Origin of the sequence: Amycolatopsis albispora, assembly GCF_003312875.1 — a bacterium.
GTDB classification, from domain to species: Bacteria; Actinomycetota; Actinomycetes; order Mycobacteriales; family Pseudonocardiaceae; genus Amycolatopsis; species Amycolatopsis albispora.
On sequence record NZ_CP015163.1, the window covers coordinates 5,703,316 to 5,721,609 of the forward strand.

The window sequence follows — 18,294 nt, forward strand, 5'->3', positions numbered from 1 at the left end:
ATGAACCACGTCGCTCTGCTCGTCGCGGACACCAGCCAGGGCGCACTCGCGTCCCTCCGTGGCGAAGCACTGCTCACTCATGCGGTTCGTGGCCTGCTCGGTTCCGGCTGTGCAGATCTGACAATTGTGCTGGATTCGGACCGCCGGCTCGCCGAGTGCGAGTCGGCGGTTCGACTCGTACCCGGAGCCGCCCAGCGCTACCGGGTTTTTTCCGGGTGCGCGGATCGTAGCGAGTCCCTGCGCGGGGCCCTGCACGTGGTCGCCCGAACACGCTCCGAAGTACTCGTGGTCCACGAGGCCACCCGTGCGCGCACACCCGCGGCGCTGGTCAGCGCGGTGGTGGCGGCCGTGCGGAACGGCGCGCCCGCCGCGGTCCCGGTGCTGCCGATGACCGACACCGTCAAGCTGGTCGATCCCACCGCGCGCATCACCGGCACCAGCGATCGCACGCGCCTGCGCACGCGGCAGACCCCGATGGCCTTCCACACCCGCTTGCTGCCCGAACTCGCCGAGCACGGCCCCGAGCGGCTGCTCGACCGGCTCGGCGCCGAGGTCCGGCTGGTCGACGGCCATCCCGACGCCGCCCGGCTGGCGTCGGAGTTCGAACTCGCGCTCGCCGAGGCGGCGCTCGCGGAAGCTCACGGAGGAACGCGGTGATTCCCGGCATCCCCAGGGTCGGCCAGGGTGTGGACGTGCACCCGGTGGAAACCGGTCGCGACTGCTGGGTCGCCGGGTTGTTCTGGGAAGGGGTGGACGGCTGCGCCGGGCACTCCGACGGCGACGTCGCCGCCCACGCGCTGTGCGACGCCCTCCTGTCCGCCGCCGGTCTCGGTGATCTCGGCGCCGTCTTCGGCACCGGCGACCCGCGGTGGGCCGGTGCGCACGGGGTGGACCTGCTCGCCGAGGCCCGCCGTCGCGTGGAGCAGGCGGGGTTCGCCGTCGGCAACGCGGCGGTCCAGGTGATCGGCAACGCCCCGCGCATCGGCAAGCGCCGCGAAGAGGCGCAGCGGCTGCTCTCGGAGGCGGTCGGCGGGCCGGTCAGCGTGGCGGGCACCACCACCGACGGCCTCGGTCTCACCGGCCGTGGCGAGGGCATCGCGGCGATCGCCACCGCCCTGCTGCTCCCGGTAGCCTGACGCCGTGACGATCACTGCGGCGATGTTCGACTTCTCGGGGACCGTCTTCCGGCTGGAGCAGGACGAGTCCTGGCTCGCCGACCTCACCGACGACGGCGGTGCACCGCTCGACCTCGAAGCCCAGACCGAGCTGATGCGGCGGATGACCGCGCCGGTCGGGCAGGTGGCCCAGTTCGACGACGAGCACCAGCACGCATGGGAAAACCGCGATCTCGACGTGGACCTGCACCGCAAGGTCTATCTCGACGTGCTCCGCCAGTCCGGCGTGCCGGACCTCGCGCAGCGCGAGGCACTCTACCAGCGGCTGATTGATCCCGCGATGTGGACGCCGTACCCGGACACCGAAGCGGCGCTGAAGGGGCTCGCCGGCCGTGGTGTCAAGGTGGCCGTGATCAGCAACATCGCCTTCGACATCCGCCCGGCCTTCCGCGCCCGCGGCTGGGACGCCTACGTGGACGCCTTCGTGCTGTCCTTCGAGGTCGGAGCCATCAAGCCGCAGCCGGAGATCTTCCAGGCCGCGCTCGACCAGTTGGGGGTCACCGGCCCGGAGGCGCTGATGGTCGGCGACTCCGAGGAGGCCGACGGCGGTGCGCGGGCGCTGGGCTGCGCCTTCGCGCTGGTCGATCCGCTGCCGACGAGCGAGCGCCCGGACGCGCTGCTGACCGCGCTGAGGACCCACGAACTGCGCTGAACGCCGATCGGTGCGGCCTTCGTCACGGCGAACCCGTACCATTTCGGCGTGGCCCTACACCTATACGACACGGCGTCCAGGAGTTTGCGGGAGTTCCAGCCCGCCCGCGGTGGAACGGCGTCGATGTACGTGTGCGGGGCGACCGTGCAGGGCATCCCGCACATCGGGCACGTCCGCGGGGCGCTGAACTACGACGTGCTGCGGCGCTGGCTGGTCCACAGTGGACTGGACGTGCTGTTCGTGCGGAACGTCACCGACATCGACGACAAGATCCTCACCAAGGCCGCGGCGAACGAGCGGCCGTGGTGGGAGTGGGCGGCCACGCACGAGCGCGCCTTCGAGGAGGCCTACACCGCGCTGGGCTGCCTGCCGCCGTCGATCGCGCCGCGGGCCACCGGCCACGTGACGCAGATGGTCGAGCTGATGCAGCGGCTGATCGATCGCGGGCACGCCTACGTGGCCGGCGGTGACGTGTACTTCTCGGTGAAGTCGTTCGACGGTTACGGCGCGCTCTCCGGCCAGCAGCTCGACGACGTCCAGCAGGGCGAGAGCCTCGCCGAGGGCAAGCGCGACCCGCGTGACTTCACGCTGTGGAAGAGCGCGAAGCCCGGCGAGCCGTCCTGGCCGACGCCGTGGGGCGACGGCCGCCCCGGCTGGCACCTCGAGTGCTCGGCGATGTCGACGGCCTACCTCGGCCGCGAGTTCGACATCCACGGCGGCGGGGTCGACCTGGTGTTCCCGCACCACGAGAACGAGCGCGCGCAGTCGAACGCGGCGGGTGACCCGTTCGCCCGCTTCTGGCTGCACAACGCGTGGGTGACCATGTCCGGCGAGAAGATGTCGAAGTCGCTGGGCAACGTGGTCGCGATTCCGGAGATGCTGCGCCGGTACCGGGCCGTGGAGCTGCGGTACTACCTGGTGCAGCCGCACTACCGGTCGACCATCGAGTACTCCGACACGGCGATTTCCGAGGCCGCGCAGGGATATCGCCGGATCGAGCAGTTCCTCCGGCGGGTCGCGGGCGCGGCGGGCGCGGTCGAACCGGGAGCGCTGCCCGCGGAGTTCACCGCGGCGCTCGACGACGACCTGTCCACCCCGCAGGCGTTCGCCGTGATGCACAACACCGTGCGCGACGGCAACGCGGCGCTGGACTCGGGCGATACCCAGCGGGCGCTCGAACTGGCCGGGTCGGTGCGCGGCATGACCGCGGTGCTCGGGCTCGACCCGCTCGACCCGAAGTGGGCCGCCGGGCAGGAGAGCCCGGCGCACCAGGCGCTGTCCGACCTGGTCGGCGGGTTGCTGGAGACCCGGCAGCGGGCGCGCAAGGAGAAGGACTTCACGCTCGCGGACTCCGTCCGCGCGTGGTTGCAGAACGCGGGTGTCACGGTGGAGGACACCCCCAACGGTCCACAGTGGACCCTTAAGGACTCGTAGCAATGGCAGGCAACTCCCGTCGTCGGGGCGCGATTCGCAAGGACGGCACCAAGAAGGGCGCCGTGGTCGGCTCGGGCGGCCAGCGGCGCAAGGGGCTCGAAGGCAAGGGCCCGACCCCGAAGGCCGAGATGCGGCCGGGCCACCCGGCGCAGCGCCGGGCCGCGGCGGCCGCCGCGCGCGCGGCCAAGGCCAAGCAGCGCGACAAGGACAAGAGCGAGGCGCCGGAGCTGATCGCCGGGCGCAACCCGGTGGTCGAGGCGCTGCGCGCGGACGTGCCGGCGACCGCGCTGTACGTGGCGCTCAACATCGAAGCCGACGACCGCGTCACCGAGGCCGTGCGGCTGGCCGGCGACCGCGGCATCTCGATCCTGGAGATCCCGCGCGAGGAGCTCGACCGCAAGACCAACCGCGCGGTGCACCAGGGCCTCGGGCTGCAGGTGCCGCCGTTCGAGTACGCGCACCCGGACGACCTCCTGGCCGCCGCCCGCGACTCGGGCGAGCCGCCGCTGCTGGTGGCGCTGGACGGGGTGACCGACCCGCGCAACCTGGGCGCGGTGATCCGCTCGGCGGCCGCGTTCGGCGCGCACGGTGTGGTGCTGCCCGGGCGTCGCAGCGCGGGCATGACCGCGGTGGCGTGGCGGACCAGTGCCGGTACCGCGGCGAAGCTGCCGGTGGCGGTGGCCACGAACCTGACGCGGCAGCTGAAGGCGTGGGCCGCCGACGGCCTGATGATCGTCGGGCTGGACGCCGACGGCTCGATGGACATCGACGAGCTGAACCTGGCGACCGATCCGCTGGTGATCGTGCTCGGCTCCGAGGGCCGCGGGTTGTCGCGGCTGGTGCGCGAGACGTGTGACGCGACGGTGTCGATCCCGATGGCGGCCGGTGTGGAGTCGCTGAACGCCTCGGTGGCGGCCGGTGTGCTGCTGGCCGAAGTGGCGCGGTTGCGGCGAGTGACCGGGCGGATCTGAGCGCTGCGGCCGCGCCCCCTCGGCTAGGGTCACAGAACTGACACGTCACCAGGGGGAGCCGCTCGGCCATGTCGTTCGTTTCGCCGCTGTTCCTGTGGTACTTCATGCCCGCGGTGCTGGTCGCCGTGCTGGTGTGCCCGAGGAGCTGGCGGAACGGCATCATCGCGGTCGGCAGCCTGATCTTCTACGCCAGCGGCGCCGGGGTGTTCACCCTGCTGCTGCTGGCGTGCATGGTGCTGAACTACCTGGCCGGGCCGGCGCTGGAGCCCAGCGAATGGGACCGCGCCAGGGACGCGCGGCGGCGGGTGCTGTTGCTGTGCGTGATCGGTTTCAACGTCGGCATGCTGGTGGTGTGGAAGTACGCCGGGTTCGCCACCGAGCAGATCGCGTGGTTCGCGCAGGCGTTCGGCGGTGACTTCCCGATCGTGGAGCTGGCGCTGCCGATCGGGATCTCGTTCTACACCTTCCACCACATCTCGTACGTGGTCGACATCTACCGCGGTGAGCGGCAGGCGCTGAAGAACCCGGTGTCGTTCGCGACCTACATCTCGATGTTCCCGCAGCTGGTCGCCGGGCCGATCGTGCGGTACCGGGAGATCGCCGACCAGCTGCCGCAGCACCGGTCGCACCGGCTCGACGACATCGCCGCCGGGTTCCCGCGGTTCGCGCTGGGGCTGTGCAAGAAGACGATCATCGCGGACTCGATCAGCCCGATGGTCGACGCGTGCTTTTCCACGCCGCCGGGTGACATGACCTTCGCGGTGGCGTGGCTGGGGGCGCTGGGGTACACGCTGCAGTTGTTCTTCGACTTCTCCGGATATTCGGACATGGCGATCGGGCTGGGGCGGATGCTCGGGTTCCGGCTGCCGGAGAACTTCGCGCGGCCGTACTCGTCGGTGACCATCACCGAGTTCTGGCGGCGGTGGCACATGTCGCTGTCGCGGTGGTTCCGGGACTACGTCTACATCCCGCTGGGCGGCAACCGCGACGGCGCCGCGAAGACCTACCGCAACCTGTGCATCGTTTTTGTGCTCACCGGCTTCTGGCACGGGGCGGACTGGACTTTCCTGGTCTGGGGCATGTTCCACGGCGCGTTGCTGATCATCGAACGCGCCTTCGGCTGGTCGGCGGCCCCGAAAGCGCGAGGCGCCATGATCGCGCGGCGGGCGCTGACCTTCGTGCTGGTGGTGTTCGGCTGGGTGTTCTTCAAGTCGGCCGACCTGACGCGGGCCCTGAACATGATCGGGCACATGCTGCTGCCCGACTTCGACGGCCTGACCGACGTGGTCGAGGCGGCGCTGACCAACCAGCGGCTGGTGCTGTTGCTGATCGCGCTGGTGGTGGTGTTCCTGCCGGCGCACCCGGTGACCGGGCCGCTGCTGGAGTCGTCCCGCAGCAAGCCGGCCACCGGCCTGAGGATCGCGGTGATGACGGTGGGCCTGGTGTACGCGTCGATCCTGGTGGCTACGGGCACTTTCAGCCCGTTCCTCTACTACCAGTTCTGACGCAACGTCACGATCGATTACGCTAAGCTCAACACACTCGCGCGCCGGTTCGCGGGGCGGCATCGAGTACCTAAACTGGGGGGCACGCGACGTGGAAGGGCTCGAGATGGCGGAGTTGAGAAAGCGCAGGCCGGCCAGGAGCGTGCCGCGCGCCCGCACCGCCGAGCAGTTGAAGCGCAAGTACGAGCAGGGCAAGAGCATCCGCGCACTGGCCGAGGAGGCTGGGCTCTCCTACGGCTCCGTGCGCAGGATGCTGGCGGAATCCGGTACCCAGATCCGCCGGAGCGGCGCGGCAGCTCCAGCGAAGGACAAGCAACGCGCCGAAGCACACCAGTTGCTGGACAAGGTGCCCGGCTCCCGCCTGGACGAGGCCGCCGCCTTCCTCCGCGAACTGGCCGCGCCAGCGCAGGCCGACAAACCACAACGGCGATTCCGCACGGTCGGTGTTTTCGACGGTGAACCGGATCTGGGCAGGCGCGCCAAGGAAGCAGCCCGCCGTGAACTCGGTGGCAGGTCGACCAGAACCGCGTGATCATCCTGGACACCGGCCCGGTGGTCGCCATGAGCAACCGCCGGGACGACGACCACCAACGGTGCACGCGGTTGCTGACGACCACCCTGGAACCCTTGGTGCTGCCCGAACCACTGCTCACGGAAATCGGCTACATGCTCGGTTCCCGCGCCGGAGCGCAGGCCGAGGCGGATTTCCTCCGCGACATCGCCGACGGCGTCTACACCGTCGAGTCCATGCATCGCGCCGACATCGGACGCGCGGCGGATCTGGTCGAGCAATACGCGGACCTGCCGCTGGGAACGGCAGACGCGTGTGTTGTAGCACTTGCGGAAAGGCTGGGCGTGACGCGCATCGCCACCCTGGACGAGCGGCACTTCTCCGTGGTCAGGCCGCGGCACGTCCGCTCCTTCGACCTACTGCCTAGCTAGCTTTGCGGAAGTGGTCGACGAGGCGGGAGTAGCTGTCGTTCGCATGGCCGGAAGCGATGGCGCGCGTTACCAGGTTCTGCGTGTAGGCCGGGAACTCCGCATCGATGCCGCGCGCTTTGCTTTCCCGGACGAGGTCGGCCAAAGAGGGCAGGTGGTGTTGCAGGGCACCGAATTCCAGCGCGAACGAGCCACTGTCCACTTCGGAGGCGAGCGACGGGAGGTGTGAAAGCAGCGCCGAAACCGAGGGGGTGGCCTTGTCCAGGAAGTCCGAGACCTGGATGCCGGCGTCCGTCAGCAGGGCGGCCGCGTGCAGGAAACCGTTCAGGGCGCCCCACATCGTGTCGTGCACGGCCATGCCGTACAGCGTCGGCGCGCCCGGGTCGGCGGAGATGTAGGTGCCTCGCCCGCCGAGCAGTGCCAGTGCCTCCGAGTGGCCTTTGTGGACGGAGGCGTTCCCGCCGAAGAAGATCACGGCTTCCGGGTGGCCGATTCCGGGTGCGATGGTCATGATCTGGCCGTGCAGGTACGCCACCCCGGCCGAAACAGCCCAGTCCGCCACCGAACGCGCCTCGTCCGAGGTGCCGTCGGTCAGGTTCAGCACCGAGCGTCCACGTAGGTCACCCGCCGATTCAAGCAGCGTGCGCGCCACCTCGTTGCCCTTCACGCTGACCACGATCAGCCCTCCCGCCGCGACGGCATCGGCCACCGTCGCGGCCTCGCGGGTGCCCGACGGGGCCTTGCCCGGGGTGCGGTTCCACACCGCGGTGGGGTGCCCACCGGCCGCGAACGCCGCCGCGAGGGCGTGGCCCATCTCGCCGAGGCCGAGCACGGTAATCGGGTCAGTCATTTCATGGATCCTCTCCGGACTGGCGTCAGTGCAGTTCAGCGACCATATGACCTCAACCAAAGTCGAGGTAAAGGGCCAGTGTGGACCGGGGGCTGGTTGCCTGCCCCACACCGGGGTGAGAAGATCCGGGTCCCGCCTGTCGACCGGCACCGGAAAGGAATTCCCGAGTTATGCCCGACCGCGTCGACGACTCGCCTCCGCTCGATTTCGCGCTCTACGGCCTGAGCGACTCCTGGCAGGGCGCCCGCTGGCTGGCCGCGCTCGAAGGCAAGGTCGGCACTCCACTGTGGGCAGCCTGGCTCGGCCACTTCTCGAACGACGCCGCGGTGTTCACCGGCTCGGCCGCCCGCACACGCCACGACGAACTGCACACCGCGCCCGGCGCCGACCGGCTCAGCCAAGTGGCCTTCACCGCCGCCTTCGCGATGTCCAACTTCACCCTGCCCGCCGCCGCCGACCAGCGGCCGGAGAAGGTGCTGGACGCGGTGGTCGCCGAGGTCGAGCACGCCGCGGCCGAGCACCACCGCTGGGAGAACGCCTCCTGGGAACTCGACGGCGAGATCCTCGCCGCGAAGGTCTGGCGGTTCGCCGGCGCCTGGTGCGCCTTCACCGACACGCTGACCGACGAGTACCTGTTCGCCTACGGCATCGGCGTCGAGCCCGATGACCTCGAGTTCAGCAAGGTCACCGACACCCAGCAGTACGGCTTCTCCCGCCGCCAGCGCCTCGGCCCGGCCGCGCTCGCCGAGATCAAGAAGCCGAATCTGCCGCGTCCGGCTCAACTGCACGAGGACCACCGGAAGCTCGTCTCCTGACCAGGCGCGCCACCACCATGGCCGCCCCGGTCACCACGGCGAGCGCACCGAACCCGAAGCCGGTGACAACGGCCCAGGTCAGCGGCCCCGGCAGGGTCTCGGCCGGACGCGGTTCGGCGAGCCCGGCCGTGACGAAGGCACCCGCCTGCGGCAGGTTGCGCTCCGCGCCGTCGGCCCCACGTTCGGCGACCACCCGGCCACGCACCGCGGACAATGGCAGTGCGGCGCGTTCCGGGCTGTCGGCGAATGCGCGGGAATCGAACGCATTACCGCGATTGTCCCCGAGCAGGAACACCGAATTAGGCGGCACAACCACCCTAAAGGGAAATGTGCCGCGATCCGGTCCGAGGTAATCCTCGTGCACCGGAATGCCGTTCACCACCAGTGCGTCGCGGTGGTCGCAGCAGAGCACCGTGTCCCCGCCGATGCCGACCACCCGGCTGACCAGCTGCCCCTCCCGCTGCCACGCCCCGGCGTCCACGACCACCACGTCACCGCGGCGCACATCGCCCGGTTCTCCCAGCAGCAGCAGGCTTCCCGGGGTGTACGCGGCGCCCATCGACCGGTCACCGGCGGCGGTCTGGACCGCCTGGTCCGAACCATCCAGCGCCGCGGTGATGCGCGGGTGCAGGAAACCGAACGCGACCAGGAAGCCGCCGACGATCAGCAGCGGCAGCAGGATGAACGGCGCACCCCGCCACCACCACGGCCGCGATTGTCTTCCCGACAGTTCTTCACCAACCCCTGGCACCGAATTCACCCCGCTCGCGAAGATCGCCAGCGAAAAAATATCGGCGCGCGGCAAAAAAGGGCGGGGTCGCGACAGAACCGTAGCAAAAGTCTCAGGCAAAGCTCAGCTGGTTGCTTGCGCTATCCACCTACCCACTCGAACACGTGGGGCGACGCCGGACCTCGGCGATGCGCAGCCGTCGCGGCCGAAACCTGCGAGAATCGGCCGAAACGGCATACGGCACGGTGATTCCCCTGACCTCGATCACGATCGGCATCGGCATCGCGACCCTGGGTGCCGCGTGCGTGCACACCATCGCGGTGGACGAGGACGGCCGGGTGCGCGCGTCGGCGGTGGTACCGCTGCCGCCGCCGGTTCGCGATCGGCCGGGGCACAGCGAGCAGGATCCGCGGTTGTGGTGGCCCGCGGTCGAACGGGCGTTGTGCCAGGTCACCGCGGACCTGCCACGCGGGGAGATCGGCGCGGTGGCGGTGACGGCCACCGAGGGCACCATCGTGCCGGTGGACCGGCGGGGGCTCCCGGCCGGACCGGCCCTGCTCCCGGACGACCTGCGAGGTGCGGCCTTCAACAACCGCGCGATGGAGATCGGCGGGCGCGCGGAGGGAACGCCGTCAGCTGCGCTTGGGCGGGTGGCTTGGTTGGCTGAGCACGCTCCCCAGGCACGCGGGATCCGGCACGGGCCCGAGGTCATCGGCACCCAACTGACCGGAAAACGCGTAGCCGTGGACTCGGGGCATGCGCGTGGGAGTGGTTACGACCCGCGTGCCGACACCTGGGCGAGCGAGCTGCACAAATCACTCGGCATACCGTCGAAGTGGTTGCCCGAAGTGGTACCGCCGTCGACCGTGCTCGGCACCGTTTCCCGTACCAGCGCCGCCTTGACCGGGCTGCCGAAGGGCTGTCCGGTGGTGGCGGGCATGCCGGAGGACTGCGCCGCCGCGCTTGCCGCCGGTGCCGTCTCGCCCGGCCGGTTCGCCGCGATGCTCGGGGAAACGTATGTCCTCAAAGGAGTGTCGGACACCCCAGCACCGGACAGCTACCGGCTGCCGGGTGGCCGGTGGTTGCCCGGCATCACCTCGAACCTCGGCAGTGAGGCGCTCCGGGACATCGCACGGCTGGACGCGGCGGCCGCCGCCCGCGGGCCCGCGGACCTCGTGCTGTGCCGGAAACCCTTTGACGCCAGCGAAACCAGCGAGTTCATCACTGGAGAACCGGCGGACGAGGTGGAGTTGCACCGTGCCAGGCTCGAGAGCGCGGCCTTTGTCGAGCGGCTCGCCCTGGATCACTTGCGGCGGCTGCGCCTCGTGCCCGCGGAACCACTGCTGACCGCGGGGCCCGGCACCAAAAAAAGTCTACTGTGGACACAGATCAGGGCGACCGTGAGCGGAGTACGCATCAACGTGGCACCGCACGCAGAACCGGCTTACGGGGCCGCACTGCTGGCCGCCGCCGGGGTGTGGCCGGGCGGCCTGCGCGACCACGGCGGCAGCACGCCGGTGGAACCGGTGGCGGCCGAGCGGGACGCCCTTCTGGCCTCGTACCACCGGTTCTGCGGCGAACTACACCAACGCGGCTGGATCGACGACGAGCTTCACGCCGTCACGACGAGCTGACCGGCGAAGGCTTCGGCTTCTCGGCGGCGGCAGCCGCAGGCTTGTCCCCAGATCCAGCACCAGAGGCAGGCTTTTCGCTGGCTTCTTCCGGCTCGGCCGGGCCGAGCTGTTTGACCGCTTCCAGCACCGCGCTCTGTGCCGCGCTGATCCGCTCGGTGACCCGGCGCCGCAGGTCCAGCGCGAGCTTGCGGTCCTCCGTGGCGTCGGCGAGCTTCTTCTCCGCGTCGGCCAGCAAAGCCGCGGCACGTGCCTTGACCTCGGCTTCGTGCTTCTCCAGCGCGGCTTCGGCTTCGGCCTTGCGGGCGAGCAGCTCGTCGGCGGCCTTCTTGTCGGCCTCGTCGCGGCGGGCCTGCGCCTCGGCGTCGAGCCGGCGGCGCTCCTCGGCGGCGGCCTCGTTGAGCTTCTCGATTTCGGCGCGGCCGTCGGCGAGCAGCTGCTCGTGCTCGGCGGTGCGCTCCTTCGCCAGCTGCTCGGCGGCGCGGCGCGCGTCACGCGAGTACTTGTCGGCCTCTTCCCTGGTGGCGGCGGCGTCCTCGTCCGCCTTGGCGCGCAGCTCGGCGATCTCCTCCTCGGCGAGCTGCATCATCATGCGGACCCGTTCGGCCATCGCGGAGGCCCCGGTGGGGCTCGCGGTCAGCCTGGCGAGGCCGTCCTTCGCTTCCGCGAGTTCCTTTTGCGCGTAGCTGAGCGCCTTGGACAACTCGGCGACCGAAGCCAGCGCCTCGTCACGTCCTCGCGAGGCGGCCTTCAGGTCGGCGGACAGGCGCGCGAAGCGCTCGTCAACCTGACGCTGGTTGTATCCGCGGCGAGTCAGTTCGAACTGGGCGGGGCCGGGAGCCGGAGCCGGGGCGGTCTTGTCGGCAGCAACCATTCGTGCACTGTAGTGATGGGAGGGCTCACAGCCCATACCGCCAAATGGGGTATCGGTTACTGTTGCCGGGCGGCCAACGAGCGGAGGGGTTCGTGCGCGCCATACTCGACGACATCGCCGCCCATTGGCACGTCTACGCGACGATGCCGCTCATCGCCGCGCTCATCGGATACGTCACCAAGCGCGTGGCCATCAAGATGATGTTCAAGCCGCTCGAATTCCGTGGTGTCCCGCCGTTTCTCGGCTGGCAGGGCGTCATCCCGGCGAACGCGCGGCGCATGGCCACCACCGCGGTCGAGCTGCTCACCAGCCACCTGGTGGACCCGCGCGAGCTGTTCGCCAGGCTCGACCCGGACCGCATGGTCGCCGAACTCGAGGAACCACTGCTGCGCGCGGTGGAGGACGTCACCCGCGAAGTGATGGAGCAGCACCAGCCCAGGTTGTGGGAACTGCTGCCGGCCAGGGCGCAGCGGCTGCTGCTCGACCGGATCCGCGCGCAGGCGCCGAAGGTGGTCGCACGGCTGCTGCGCGAGGTCTCCGCCAACATCGACGACGTACTCGACGTCAACGACATGCTGATCGAGGCGATGGTCCGCGACAAGGCGCTGACCGTGCGGCTGATCGAAGAAGTCGCCCAGCCGGAGCTGAAGTTCATCGCCCGCTCGGGGATCTACTTTGGATTCGTCATCGGGCTGGTGCAGTTCGCCGTGTGGGCGCTGACCAAGGAACCGCTGATCATGCCGTTGTTCGGCTTCCTCACCGGGTTCGTCACCGACTGGCTGGCGCTGAAGATGATCTTCCTGCCGCGCGAGGAGAAGCGGTTCCTGTTCTTCCGCTGGCAGGGCCTGTTCCAGAAGCGCCGCCGCCAGGTCGCGCAGGACTACGGCACGCTGATCGCCGACGAGGTGCTGACCGTGTCGAACGTGCTGGAGGCGGTGCTCACCGGGCCCAAGTCGGACCGGCTGTTCGCGCTCATCCAGCGCGAGGTGCAGCGCACCATCGACGAGCAGGCGAGCATCGCGAAGCCGCTCGTCGCGCTGACCGTGGGCGGCAAGGAGTACCAGGAGATCAAGCGCGCGGCCGCGGCGAAGGCGATCGAGCACCTGCCGGAAACCGTGCGGCACGTGGAGAAGTACGCCACCGAGGCGCTCGACGTGCGCAACACCATCGTGGACAAGATGGGCCAGCTGAAACCGCTGGAGTTCGAGGGCATCCTGCGGCCCGCCTTCCGGCAGGACGAGTGGAAGCTGATCGCCGTGGGGGCGGTGATCGGCGGAATCGTCGGTGAACTGCAGGTACTCCTGCTGCTGCACTGATCAGCGCCCGCTACCGTGCACCCCGACAGGGAGGGGAACAGGGTGGACGCGGTGCTGGCCGATCTCGCCGAGCACTGGCCGCTGTACGCGCTGATCCCGTTCGTCGCCGCGCTGATCGGTTACGTGACCAAGCGCGTGGCGATCGAGATGATGTTCCGGCCGCTGGAGTTCGTCGGGATCCGGCCGTTCCTCGGCTGGCAGGGCGTGGTGCCCAAGCACGGCGGCCGGATGGCCGCGGTGGCCACCGACCTGCTCACCGCGAACCTGCTGGACCTCAAGGACATCGTCGACCGGATCGACCCCGACCAGATCACCGGCGAGATCGAGCAGCCGCTGCTGCGCGCGGTCGACGAAATCGCGCGCGACGTGCTCGCCGAGTACCACCCGCGACTGTGGGAGGTCCTGCCCTCGATGGCGCAGGAGCTGATCATCAAGCAGCTGCAGGCGTCCTCCCCGCGGGTGGTGCGCGAGCTGATGCTGGAGATCCGCGAGAACCTCGACGAGTTCCTGGACGTCAAGCACATGACCGTGCAGCACCTGACCAGGGACAAGGCCCTGCTGGTGCGGTTGATCCGCGAGACCTCGCGCCCGGAGATGGCGTTCATCGCGCGCACCGGCATCTACTTCGGCTTCGGGCTCGGGGTGGTGCAGGCGATCGTCTGGGCGCTGACCAAGGAACCGTGGGTGCTGCCCATCTTCGGCGGCTGCATCGGGCTGTTCACCGACTGGCTGGCGATCAAGCTGATCTTCGTGCCGCGCGAGCCGGTGCGGGTGCTGCCGAGGGTGACCCTGCAGGGCAAGTTCCAGCGGCGGCGGGCCGAGGTGGCGCGGCAGTACGGCGAGCTGATCGCGCACGAGGTGCTGACCGTGCACAACCTGGTCGACGCGATCCTGCGCGGGCCGCGCTCGGACCGGCTGGTGGCGCTGGTGCAGCGGATGGTGGCCAAGGCCATCGACGAGCAGACCAGCATGGCCGGGCCGATGGTGGCGGTGACCATCGGCCCGCGGCGGCTGAACGAGATGAAGCAGGCCGCCGCCGCGCGCGCGGTGCAGCGGCTGCCGGAAACCGTCCGGCACGCCGAGGGCTATCTGACCAAGGCGATGGACGTGGCGCACATGGTCGAGGAGCGCATGCTCAACCTCACGCCGAAGGAGTACGAGAACCTGCTGCGGCCCGCGTTCCGGCAGGACGAGTGGAAGCTGATCGCGGTCGGCGGGGTGATCGGCTTCGTGGTCGGCGAACTGCAGGTCCTGCTCATGCTCCACTGAGTACGGTGGGGAGGTGTCCCGACGACCCCAGCAGCTGCCCGCGGTGCACGAAGCCTGGCTGCCCCGCGAACACGCCCTCTACCGGCCGCGGCACAGCGGCCGCCAGCGGACGGCGTTGATCTGCGCGCTCGCCTTCTTTGTCACGCCGACCCTGCTCTGGGTGTTCGGCGCGCGGCCTGCCGAGATCGAGAACCACAGCCTGAAGTCCTTCCCCAGCATCTCCGACGGCTGGGGCCTGGTCACCGACCTGCCGGAGTGGGCGACCGACCAGCTGATCTTCCGCAGTGGCGCGATCCAGGCCGCGGACGGGATCAGCCGCGCGCTGTTCGGCGAAGCCGCCCCGCTCGACCAGGGCGGCGCGCCGAAGTCGGGGCCGCTGCCGGGCAGCCCGCCGCCCCCGGCGGGTGAGCAGCCGCCGGTCGGGCCGGGCGGGCCGACCAACGGCGACGCCGGGTTCCGGCAGGTCGTGGAGGGTTCGGACGGCTGGCTGTACTACGGACAGGACGCCGAGGCGAAGTGCTCGCCGACCCGGAACATCGGCGAGACCGTCGGCCAGCTGGCCAAGCTGCGTGACGCGGTGGAAAGCTCCGGGCGCCAGTTCGTGCTGGTGGTGGCGCCGGACAAGACCACGATGGTGCCGCAGCACCTGCCGTCGAGCTATCCGGGCAAGGACTGCGTCACCAGCAACACCCCGGAGCTGTGGCGGCGGATCGTCGGTGAGGCGGGCGCGGTGGACCTGCAGCCGTACCTCAACGACGCGCAGCGGAAGATGAACCGCCCGATCTACCCGCCGAACGACTCGCACTGGTCCGACGAGGGCGCGATCGTGCTGTCGCGGCAGGTGGCCGAGGCCATCCGGCCGGGCGTGACCCGGCTCTGGCAGACCCCGCTGTCCGGCGACTACACCATCGACGCCGACCTGCCGCCGCTGCTCGGCAAGCGCGCGCCCAAGACGAACACCAAGTTCGAGCTGCGGCCGGACGGCGTCGAAGACCGCACCGCGGAACCGGTCGAGGGCATGGAGCAACCGCAGCGCCGCACGCAGCGCCCGCTGCCCGGCATGGTGACCAAGAAGACGCTGCTCTACGGCGATTCGTTCGTGAAGGTCAGCTCGCGGTACCTGACCGCCGCCTTCAGCGACGTGACCATGCTCGCCTACCACAACCAGCGCAACAGCACCGCCGACGCGGTGAAGGCCTTCGCCGATTCCGAGGTGGTGGTGCTGGAGGTGGTCGAGCGCGGGGTGGCCGCCGGGAACCTGCCGTTCCTGCAGGACGGGTTCATCGACTCGGTGCGGACGCAGCTGGCCGCTCGGCCGATTCGGTGACCGTCTCGGCCCGGCGCGCCCGGCCGCGCACGGAGGAGATGATCCGGCAGACCAGGTAGATCAGGAACGAGATCGCGGTGACGAAGGCGCTGGCCGGGGCGCCGGGCGCGAGCGAGAGCACGATGCCGCCGAGCGCGGCCACCTCGGCGAACACGATGGCCAGCACGGTCGCGCGCAGCGGGCTGGCGGTGACCCGTGCGGCCGCCGCGGCCGGGGTCACCATCAGCGCGACCACCAGCAGCGCGCCGACGATCTGCACGCCGATCGCGGTGGCGATGCCGACCAGCACGGCAAAAACCACGGACAGCGCGTGCACCGGAACGCCGCGCGCGAGCGCGACCGAGCGGTCCACGCTGGCGAACAGCAGCGGACGGTAGATCACCGCGAGCACGGCCAGCACCACCGCCGCGGCGAGCACCAGCACGGTGGCGTCCACCGAGTCCACGGACATGATCTGCCCGGTGAGGATGCCCATCTTGTTCGCCGCGCGGCCGGGGTAGATCCACAGGAACAACACGCCGAGGCCGAGCCCGAAGGACAGGATCGCGCCGATCACCGAGTCGCGTTCGGACTCGCGGCCGCCGAGCAGGCCGAGCAGCAGCGCGGCGACGACGGCACCGGCGAGCGCGCCGTACTCCACGCCGATGCCGAGCAGCAGCGCGCCCGCCGCGCCGGTGAAGGCCAGTTCCGCGGTGCCGTGCACGGCGAACGACATCCGCCGCATCACGATCAGCGGGCCGAGCAGACCCGCCACCACGCCGAGCACGGCCGCGGCGAGCAGCCCGCTCTGCACGAAGGGCAGGCCGAGGAGACGCTCGGTGAGCGTGAAGTCGAAGAGCTTGTCCATTCAGGAAACCTGGTCGGTGAGGTGGTGGGATTCGTCCTCGCAGAGCGCGCTCTGCGCGCCGGCGACGTGGATCTGCCCGCCGACCCGCAGCACCTCGACGTGGGTGCGGTACAGCTCGGACAGCGTGGCCGAGCTCATCACCTCGTCCGGGGTGCCGATGCGGAACTCCCCGTTCACCAGGTACAGCACCCTGTCCACATAGGACAGGATGGGGTTGATCTCGTGCGTGACGAAGAGCACGGCGGTGTCGGCGGCCCGGCGTCGCGCGTCGATCAGGCCGCTGACCACCCGCTGGTGCGCGAGGTCGAGCGAGAGCAGCGGCTCGTCGCACAGCAGCACCTCGGGGTCGCCGATCAGCGCCTGCGCGACGCGGAGGCGCTGCTGTTCACCACCGGAAAGCCTGCCGACGGGCGAATTCGCGTACGACTCGGCACCGACGGCTTCGAGCGCGTCGGCGATCCGGCGACGGCGCTTCGACAGGCCGAACAGGCCGGTGCCCCAGCGGTGCCCGTCCAGGCCGAGGCCGACCAGGTCGGTGCCGCGCAGGGTCAGGCCCTCCTCCAGCGCGCGCTGCTGCGGGATGTAGCCGATGTTCGGGTTGCTGCCGCCCGGCGCGTGCCCGGCCACCCGGACCGTGCCCGCGCTCAGCCCCTGCTGACCGAGCAGGACACGCAGCAGGCTGGTCTTGCCGGAGCCGTTCGGGCCGAGAACGGCGAGGAACTCCCCCGGCCGCACCTGGAGGTCCAAACCGGACCACAGGGTGCGCTCGCCGAAGCTCAGCCGGGCCCCGGAAATCTCGACAGCAGGTCGGGTGGGTCGGGTCATCGGCCCAACGCCGCGGCCAGGTCGTTCACCTCTTGGGTCATCCAGGCAATGTAGTCGGTGACGCCGGCCGGCAGCGTCTCGGTCACGTCGACCACCGGCACGCCGGCGCCCTTCGCGGTGTTCACCAGCTGCTCGGTGACCGGGGTGGTGGTCTGCGCGTTGTTGATCACCGCGTTCACCTGCTTGCCGGTGACCAGCTGGTTCATCGCGTCCTGCGCGGCCGCGGGCACCTCGGACTCCTCCTCGATGGCCTTGGCGAACTCCGGCGGGGTGGCGTCGGCGACCTTCGCGGTGTCCAGCAGGTAGTGCGCGATGGGCTCGGTGGCGACCACCTTGCGGTCCGGGTGGGTGGTGCCGATCTGCTCGGCCTGCTTGATCAGCTCGTCGAGCTTGCCCTTGAACTGGGTGGCGTTCGCGGTGAACGTGGCGGCGTCGGCGGGCTGCAGTTCACCGAGCTGGGTGGCGACCTGGTCGGCGACCTTGCCCACGGTGGGGAGGTCGTACCAGACGTGCTCGTTGACCTCGCCGTGCGCGTGGCTCTCGTGACCGGCCTCGCCTGCGTGACCGGGCTCTTGGTGACCGGCCTCGCCCTCGTGACCTGGCTCGCCTTCGTGGCCGTGCTCGCCTTCGTGGCCCGGTTCGGCGGCGCTGGGTTCGGCGTGGCCCGCGTCGCCCTCGGCGGCGTGTCCGCTGACGTCGAAGGCGACCACCTTGCGCGCGTCCGGCGCCTGGTCAGCCATCTGGGTGAAAAACTCGTCGTAACCCCCGCCGTTGGCCAGCAGCAGCTTGGCGCCGGCCACGTCGGCGGCGTCCTCCGGGGTGGACTGGTAGGAGTGCGGGTCGCCGCTCGGGTCGTCGATGATCGCCTTCACCGACACCTTGTCGCCGCCGACCGCGCTGACCACGCTGCCCCACACGTTGGTGGAGACCACCACCGGGACCTTGCCGTCGGTGGAGGCGGCCTGCTCGCCGTTGCCGCAGGCCACCGCCCCGAAGGCGAGGGCGGCGACGGCCGTGGTGGTGGCGGCCAGGCGGAACGGGCGGCGAGGGGTCATGGCTGGTTCTCCTGAACGGGGGCGGTCCGGGTACCGCGAGTAGCTAATGGAAACCGTTGTCGAATTCACTTTACCCCAT

The 18,294-nt window shown here is 70.2% G+C and carries 19 protein-coding genes; 13 read left to right on the forward strand and 6 right to left on the reverse strand.

From position 1 onward, the window contains the following. The 8 genes from A4R43_RS26885 to A4R43_RS26920 all read left to right on the forward strand — a co-directional run bounded on the left by A4R43_RS26885 (position 1) and on the right by A4R43_RS26920 (position 6,679). Positions 1 to 657: an IspD/TarI family cytidylyltransferase gene (locus A4R43_RS26885; RefSeq protein WP_113694853.1), complete on the forward strand. Its 657-nt coding sequence runs from the start codon at positions 1 to 3 to the stop codon at positions 655 to 657. After that, complete coding sequence (gene ispF / locus A4R43_RS26890; RefSeq protein ID WP_205215092.1) at positions 654 to 1,136, forward strand: 2-C-methyl-D-erythritol 2,4-cyclodiphosphate synthase; 483 nt, start codon at positions 654 to 656, stop codon at positions 1,134 to 1,136. The genes A4R43_RS26885 and ispF overlap by 4 nt, the downstream gene beginning before the upstream one ends. Positions 1,137 to 1,140: 4 nt before the next feature. Beyond that, positions 1,141 to 1,827, forward strand: coding sequence for an HAD family hydrolase (locus A4R43_RS26895; protein WP_113694854.1), 687 nt, complete (start codon positions 1,141 to 1,143; stop codon positions 1,825 to 1,827). A 48-nt stretch (positions 1,828 to 1,875) separates the two neighbouring features. Then, positions 1,876 to 3,261 (forward strand): cysteine--tRNA ligase, encoded by a 1,386-nt coding sequence (gene cysS, locus A4R43_RS26900; protein WP_113694855.1) that lies wholly within the window; start codon positions 1,876 to 1,878, stop codon positions 3,259 to 3,261. Positions 3,262 to 3,263: 2 nt separating this feature from the next. Further along, positions 3,264 to 4,232 carry a 23S rRNA (guanosine(2251)-2'-O)-methyltransferase RlmB gene (gene rlmB / locus A4R43_RS26905; RefSeq protein ID WP_113694856.1) on the forward strand — a complete coding sequence of 323 codons (969 nt, stop codon included), beginning with the start codon at positions 3,264 to 3,266 and terminating at the stop codon, positions 4,230 to 4,232. A 68-nt stretch (positions 4,233 to 4,300) separates the two neighbouring features. Then, positions 4,301 to 5,737 (forward strand): MBOAT family O-acyltransferase, encoded by a 1,437-nt coding sequence (locus A4R43_RS26910; protein ID WP_113694857.1) that lies wholly within the window; start codon positions 4,301 to 4,303, stop codon positions 5,735 to 5,737. Between the two features lie 106 nt (positions 5,738 to 5,843). Beyond that, positions 5,844 to 6,269 (forward strand): helix-turn-helix domain-containing protein, encoded by a 426-nt coding sequence (locus tag A4R43_RS44825; RefSeq protein ID WP_418190753.1) that lies wholly within the window; start codon positions 5,844 to 5,846, stop codon positions 6,267 to 6,269. Further along, the gene (locus A4R43_RS26920) at positions 6,266 to 6,679 is read left to right on the forward strand and encodes a type II toxin-antitoxin system VapC family toxin (protein WP_113694858.1); all 414 of its coding nucleotides are present in this window, start codon (positions 6,266 to 6,268) and stop codon (positions 6,677 to 6,679) included. Before A4R43_RS44825 ends, A4R43_RS26920 begins: the two co-directional genes overlap by 4 nt. On the opposite strand, the gene A4R43_RS26925 is transcribed toward A4R43_RS26920, so the two are convergent. Then, on the reverse strand, positions 6,672 to 7,526 hold the full coding sequence (locus tag A4R43_RS26925) for an imine reductase family protein (RefSeq protein WP_113694859.1): 855 nt from the start codon (positions 7,524 to 7,526) through the stop codon (positions 6,672 to 6,674). The genes A4R43_RS26920 and A4R43_RS26925 overlap by 8 nt on opposite strands. Before the next feature lie 170 nt (positions 7,527 to 7,696). On the opposite strand from A4R43_RS26925, the gene A4R43_RS26930 reads away from it, so the two are divergent. Further along, the gene (locus A4R43_RS26930) at positions 7,697 to 8,341 is read left to right on the forward strand and encodes a hypothetical protein (RefSeq protein ID WP_113694860.1); all 645 of its coding nucleotides are present in this window, start codon (positions 7,697 to 7,699) and stop codon (positions 8,339 to 8,341) included. Here the strand turns inward: A4R43_RS26930 and lepB are convergent. After that, a complete protein-coding gene (lepB, locus tag A4R43_RS26935; protein ID WP_162788609.1) occupies positions 8,277 to 9,092 on the reverse strand; it encodes a signal peptidase I in 816 nt (271 codons plus the stop codon). The genes A4R43_RS26930 and lepB overlap by 65 nt on opposite strands. 224 nt (positions 9,093 to 9,316) lie before the next feature. Here lepB and A4R43_RS26940 point away from each other — a divergent pair, with 224 nt between their 5' ends. After that, a complete protein-coding gene (locus A4R43_RS26940) occupies positions 9,317 to 10,705 on the forward strand; it encodes an FGGY family carbohydrate kinase (protein ID WP_236808302.1) in 1,389 nt (462 codons plus the stop codon). Here A4R43_RS26940 and A4R43_RS26945 read toward each other — a convergent pair. After that, positions 10,692 to 11,576 carry a coiled-coil domain-containing protein gene (locus A4R43_RS26945; RefSeq protein WP_113694863.1) on the reverse strand — a complete coding sequence of 295 codons (885 nt, stop codon included), beginning with the start codon at positions 11,574 to 11,576 and terminating at the stop codon, positions 10,692 to 10,694. The genes A4R43_RS26940 and A4R43_RS26945 overlap by 14 nt on opposite strands. A gap of 92 nt (positions 11,577 to 11,668) precedes the next feature. Between A4R43_RS26945 and A4R43_RS26950 the strand changes: the two genes are divergently transcribed. From A4R43_RS26950 to A4R43_RS26960, 3 genes are read left to right on the forward strand one after another with little or no spacing between them, the layout of a single operon-like run. After that, positions 11,669 to 12,892, forward strand: coding sequence for a DUF445 domain-containing protein (locus tag A4R43_RS26950; RefSeq protein ID WP_418190754.1), 1,224 nt, complete (start codon positions 11,669 to 11,671; stop codon positions 12,890 to 12,892). 42 nt (positions 12,893 to 12,934) lie between these two features. Continuing rightward, positions 12,935 to 14,161, forward strand: a complete 1,227-nt coding sequence (locus A4R43_RS26955) for a DUF445 domain-containing protein (protein ID WP_113694865.1) — start codon at positions 12,935 to 12,937, stop codon at positions 14,159 to 14,161. A gap of 13 nt (positions 14,162 to 14,174) precedes the next feature. Continuing rightward, positions 14,175 to 15,488 (forward strand): alginate O-acetyltransferase AlgX-related protein, encoded by a 1,314-nt coding sequence (locus A4R43_RS26960; protein ID WP_113694866.1) that lies wholly within the window; start codon positions 14,175 to 14,177, stop codon positions 15,486 to 15,488. Here A4R43_RS26960 and A4R43_RS26965 read toward each other — a convergent pair. Genes A4R43_RS26965 through A4R43_RS26975 form a run of 3 tightly spaced genes read right to left on the reverse strand, consistent with a single transcriptional unit; the run spans position 15,442 to position 18,215 of the window. Then, positions 15,442 to 16,335, reverse strand: a complete 894-nt coding sequence (locus A4R43_RS26965; protein ID WP_113694867.1) for a metal ABC transporter permease — start codon at positions 16,333 to 16,335, stop codon at positions 15,442 to 15,444. The genes A4R43_RS26960 and A4R43_RS26965 overlap by 47 nt on opposite strands. Beyond that, the gene (locus tag A4R43_RS26970) at positions 16,336 to 17,160 is read right to left on the reverse strand and encodes a metal ABC transporter ATP-binding protein (protein ID WP_113694868.1); all 825 of its coding nucleotides are present in this window, start codon (positions 17,158 to 17,160) and stop codon (positions 16,336 to 16,338) included. Further along, complete coding sequence (locus A4R43_RS26975) at positions 17,157 to 18,215, reverse strand: metal ABC transporter solute-binding protein, Zn/Mn family (protein WP_113694869.1); 1,059 nt, start codon at positions 18,213 to 18,215, stop codon at positions 17,157 to 17,159. Before A4R43_RS26975 ends, A4R43_RS26970 begins: the two co-directional genes overlap by 4 nt. Positions 18,216 to 18,294 lie beyond the last annotated feature (79 nt).

What these genes read in the sequence shown, in the direction of transcription:
- A4R43_RS26885 (WP_113694853.1), top strand. Translation starts at nt 1, where the DNA reads ATGAACCACGTCGCTCTGCTCGTCGCGGACACCAGCCAGGGCGCACTC.
- rlmB (WP_113694856.1), top strand. Translation starts at nt 3,264, where the DNA reads ATGGCAGGCAACTCCCGTCGTCGGGGCGCGATTCGCAAGGACGGCACC.
- A4R43_RS26910 (WP_113694857.1), top strand. Translation starts at nt 4,301, where the DNA reads ATGTCGTTCGTTTCGCCGCTGTTCCTGTGGTACTTCATGCCCGCGGTG.
- A4R43_RS44825 (WP_418190753.1), top strand. Translation starts at nt 5,844, where the DNA reads ATGGCGGAGTTGAGAAAGCGCAGGCCGGCCAGGAGCGTGCCGCGCGCC.
- A4R43_RS26925 (WP_113694859.1), bottom strand. Translation starts at nt 7,526, where the DNA reads ATGACTGACCCGATTACCGTGCTCGGCCTCGGCGAGATGGGCCACGCC.
- A4R43_RS26930 (WP_113694860.1), top strand. Translation starts at nt 7,697, where the DNA reads ATGCCCGACCGCGTCGACGACTCGCCTCCGCTCGATTTCGCGCTCTAC.
- A4R43_RS26945 (WP_113694863.1), bottom strand. Translation starts at nt 11,576, where the DNA reads ATGGTTGCTGCCGACAAGACCGCCCCGGCTCCGGCTCCCGGCCCCGCC.
- A4R43_RS26965 (WP_113694867.1), bottom strand. Translation starts at nt 16,335, where the DNA reads ATGGACAAGCTCTTCGACTTCACGCTCACCGAGCGTCTCCTCGGCCTG.
- A4R43_RS26970 (WP_113694868.1), bottom strand. Translation starts at nt 17,160, where the DNA reads ATGACCCGACCCACCCGACCTGCTGTCGAGATTTCCGGGGCCCGGCTG.
- A4R43_RS26975 (WP_113694869.1), bottom strand. Translation starts at nt 18,215, where the DNA reads ATGACCCCTCGCCGCCCGTTCCGCCTGGCCGCCACCACCACGGCCGTC.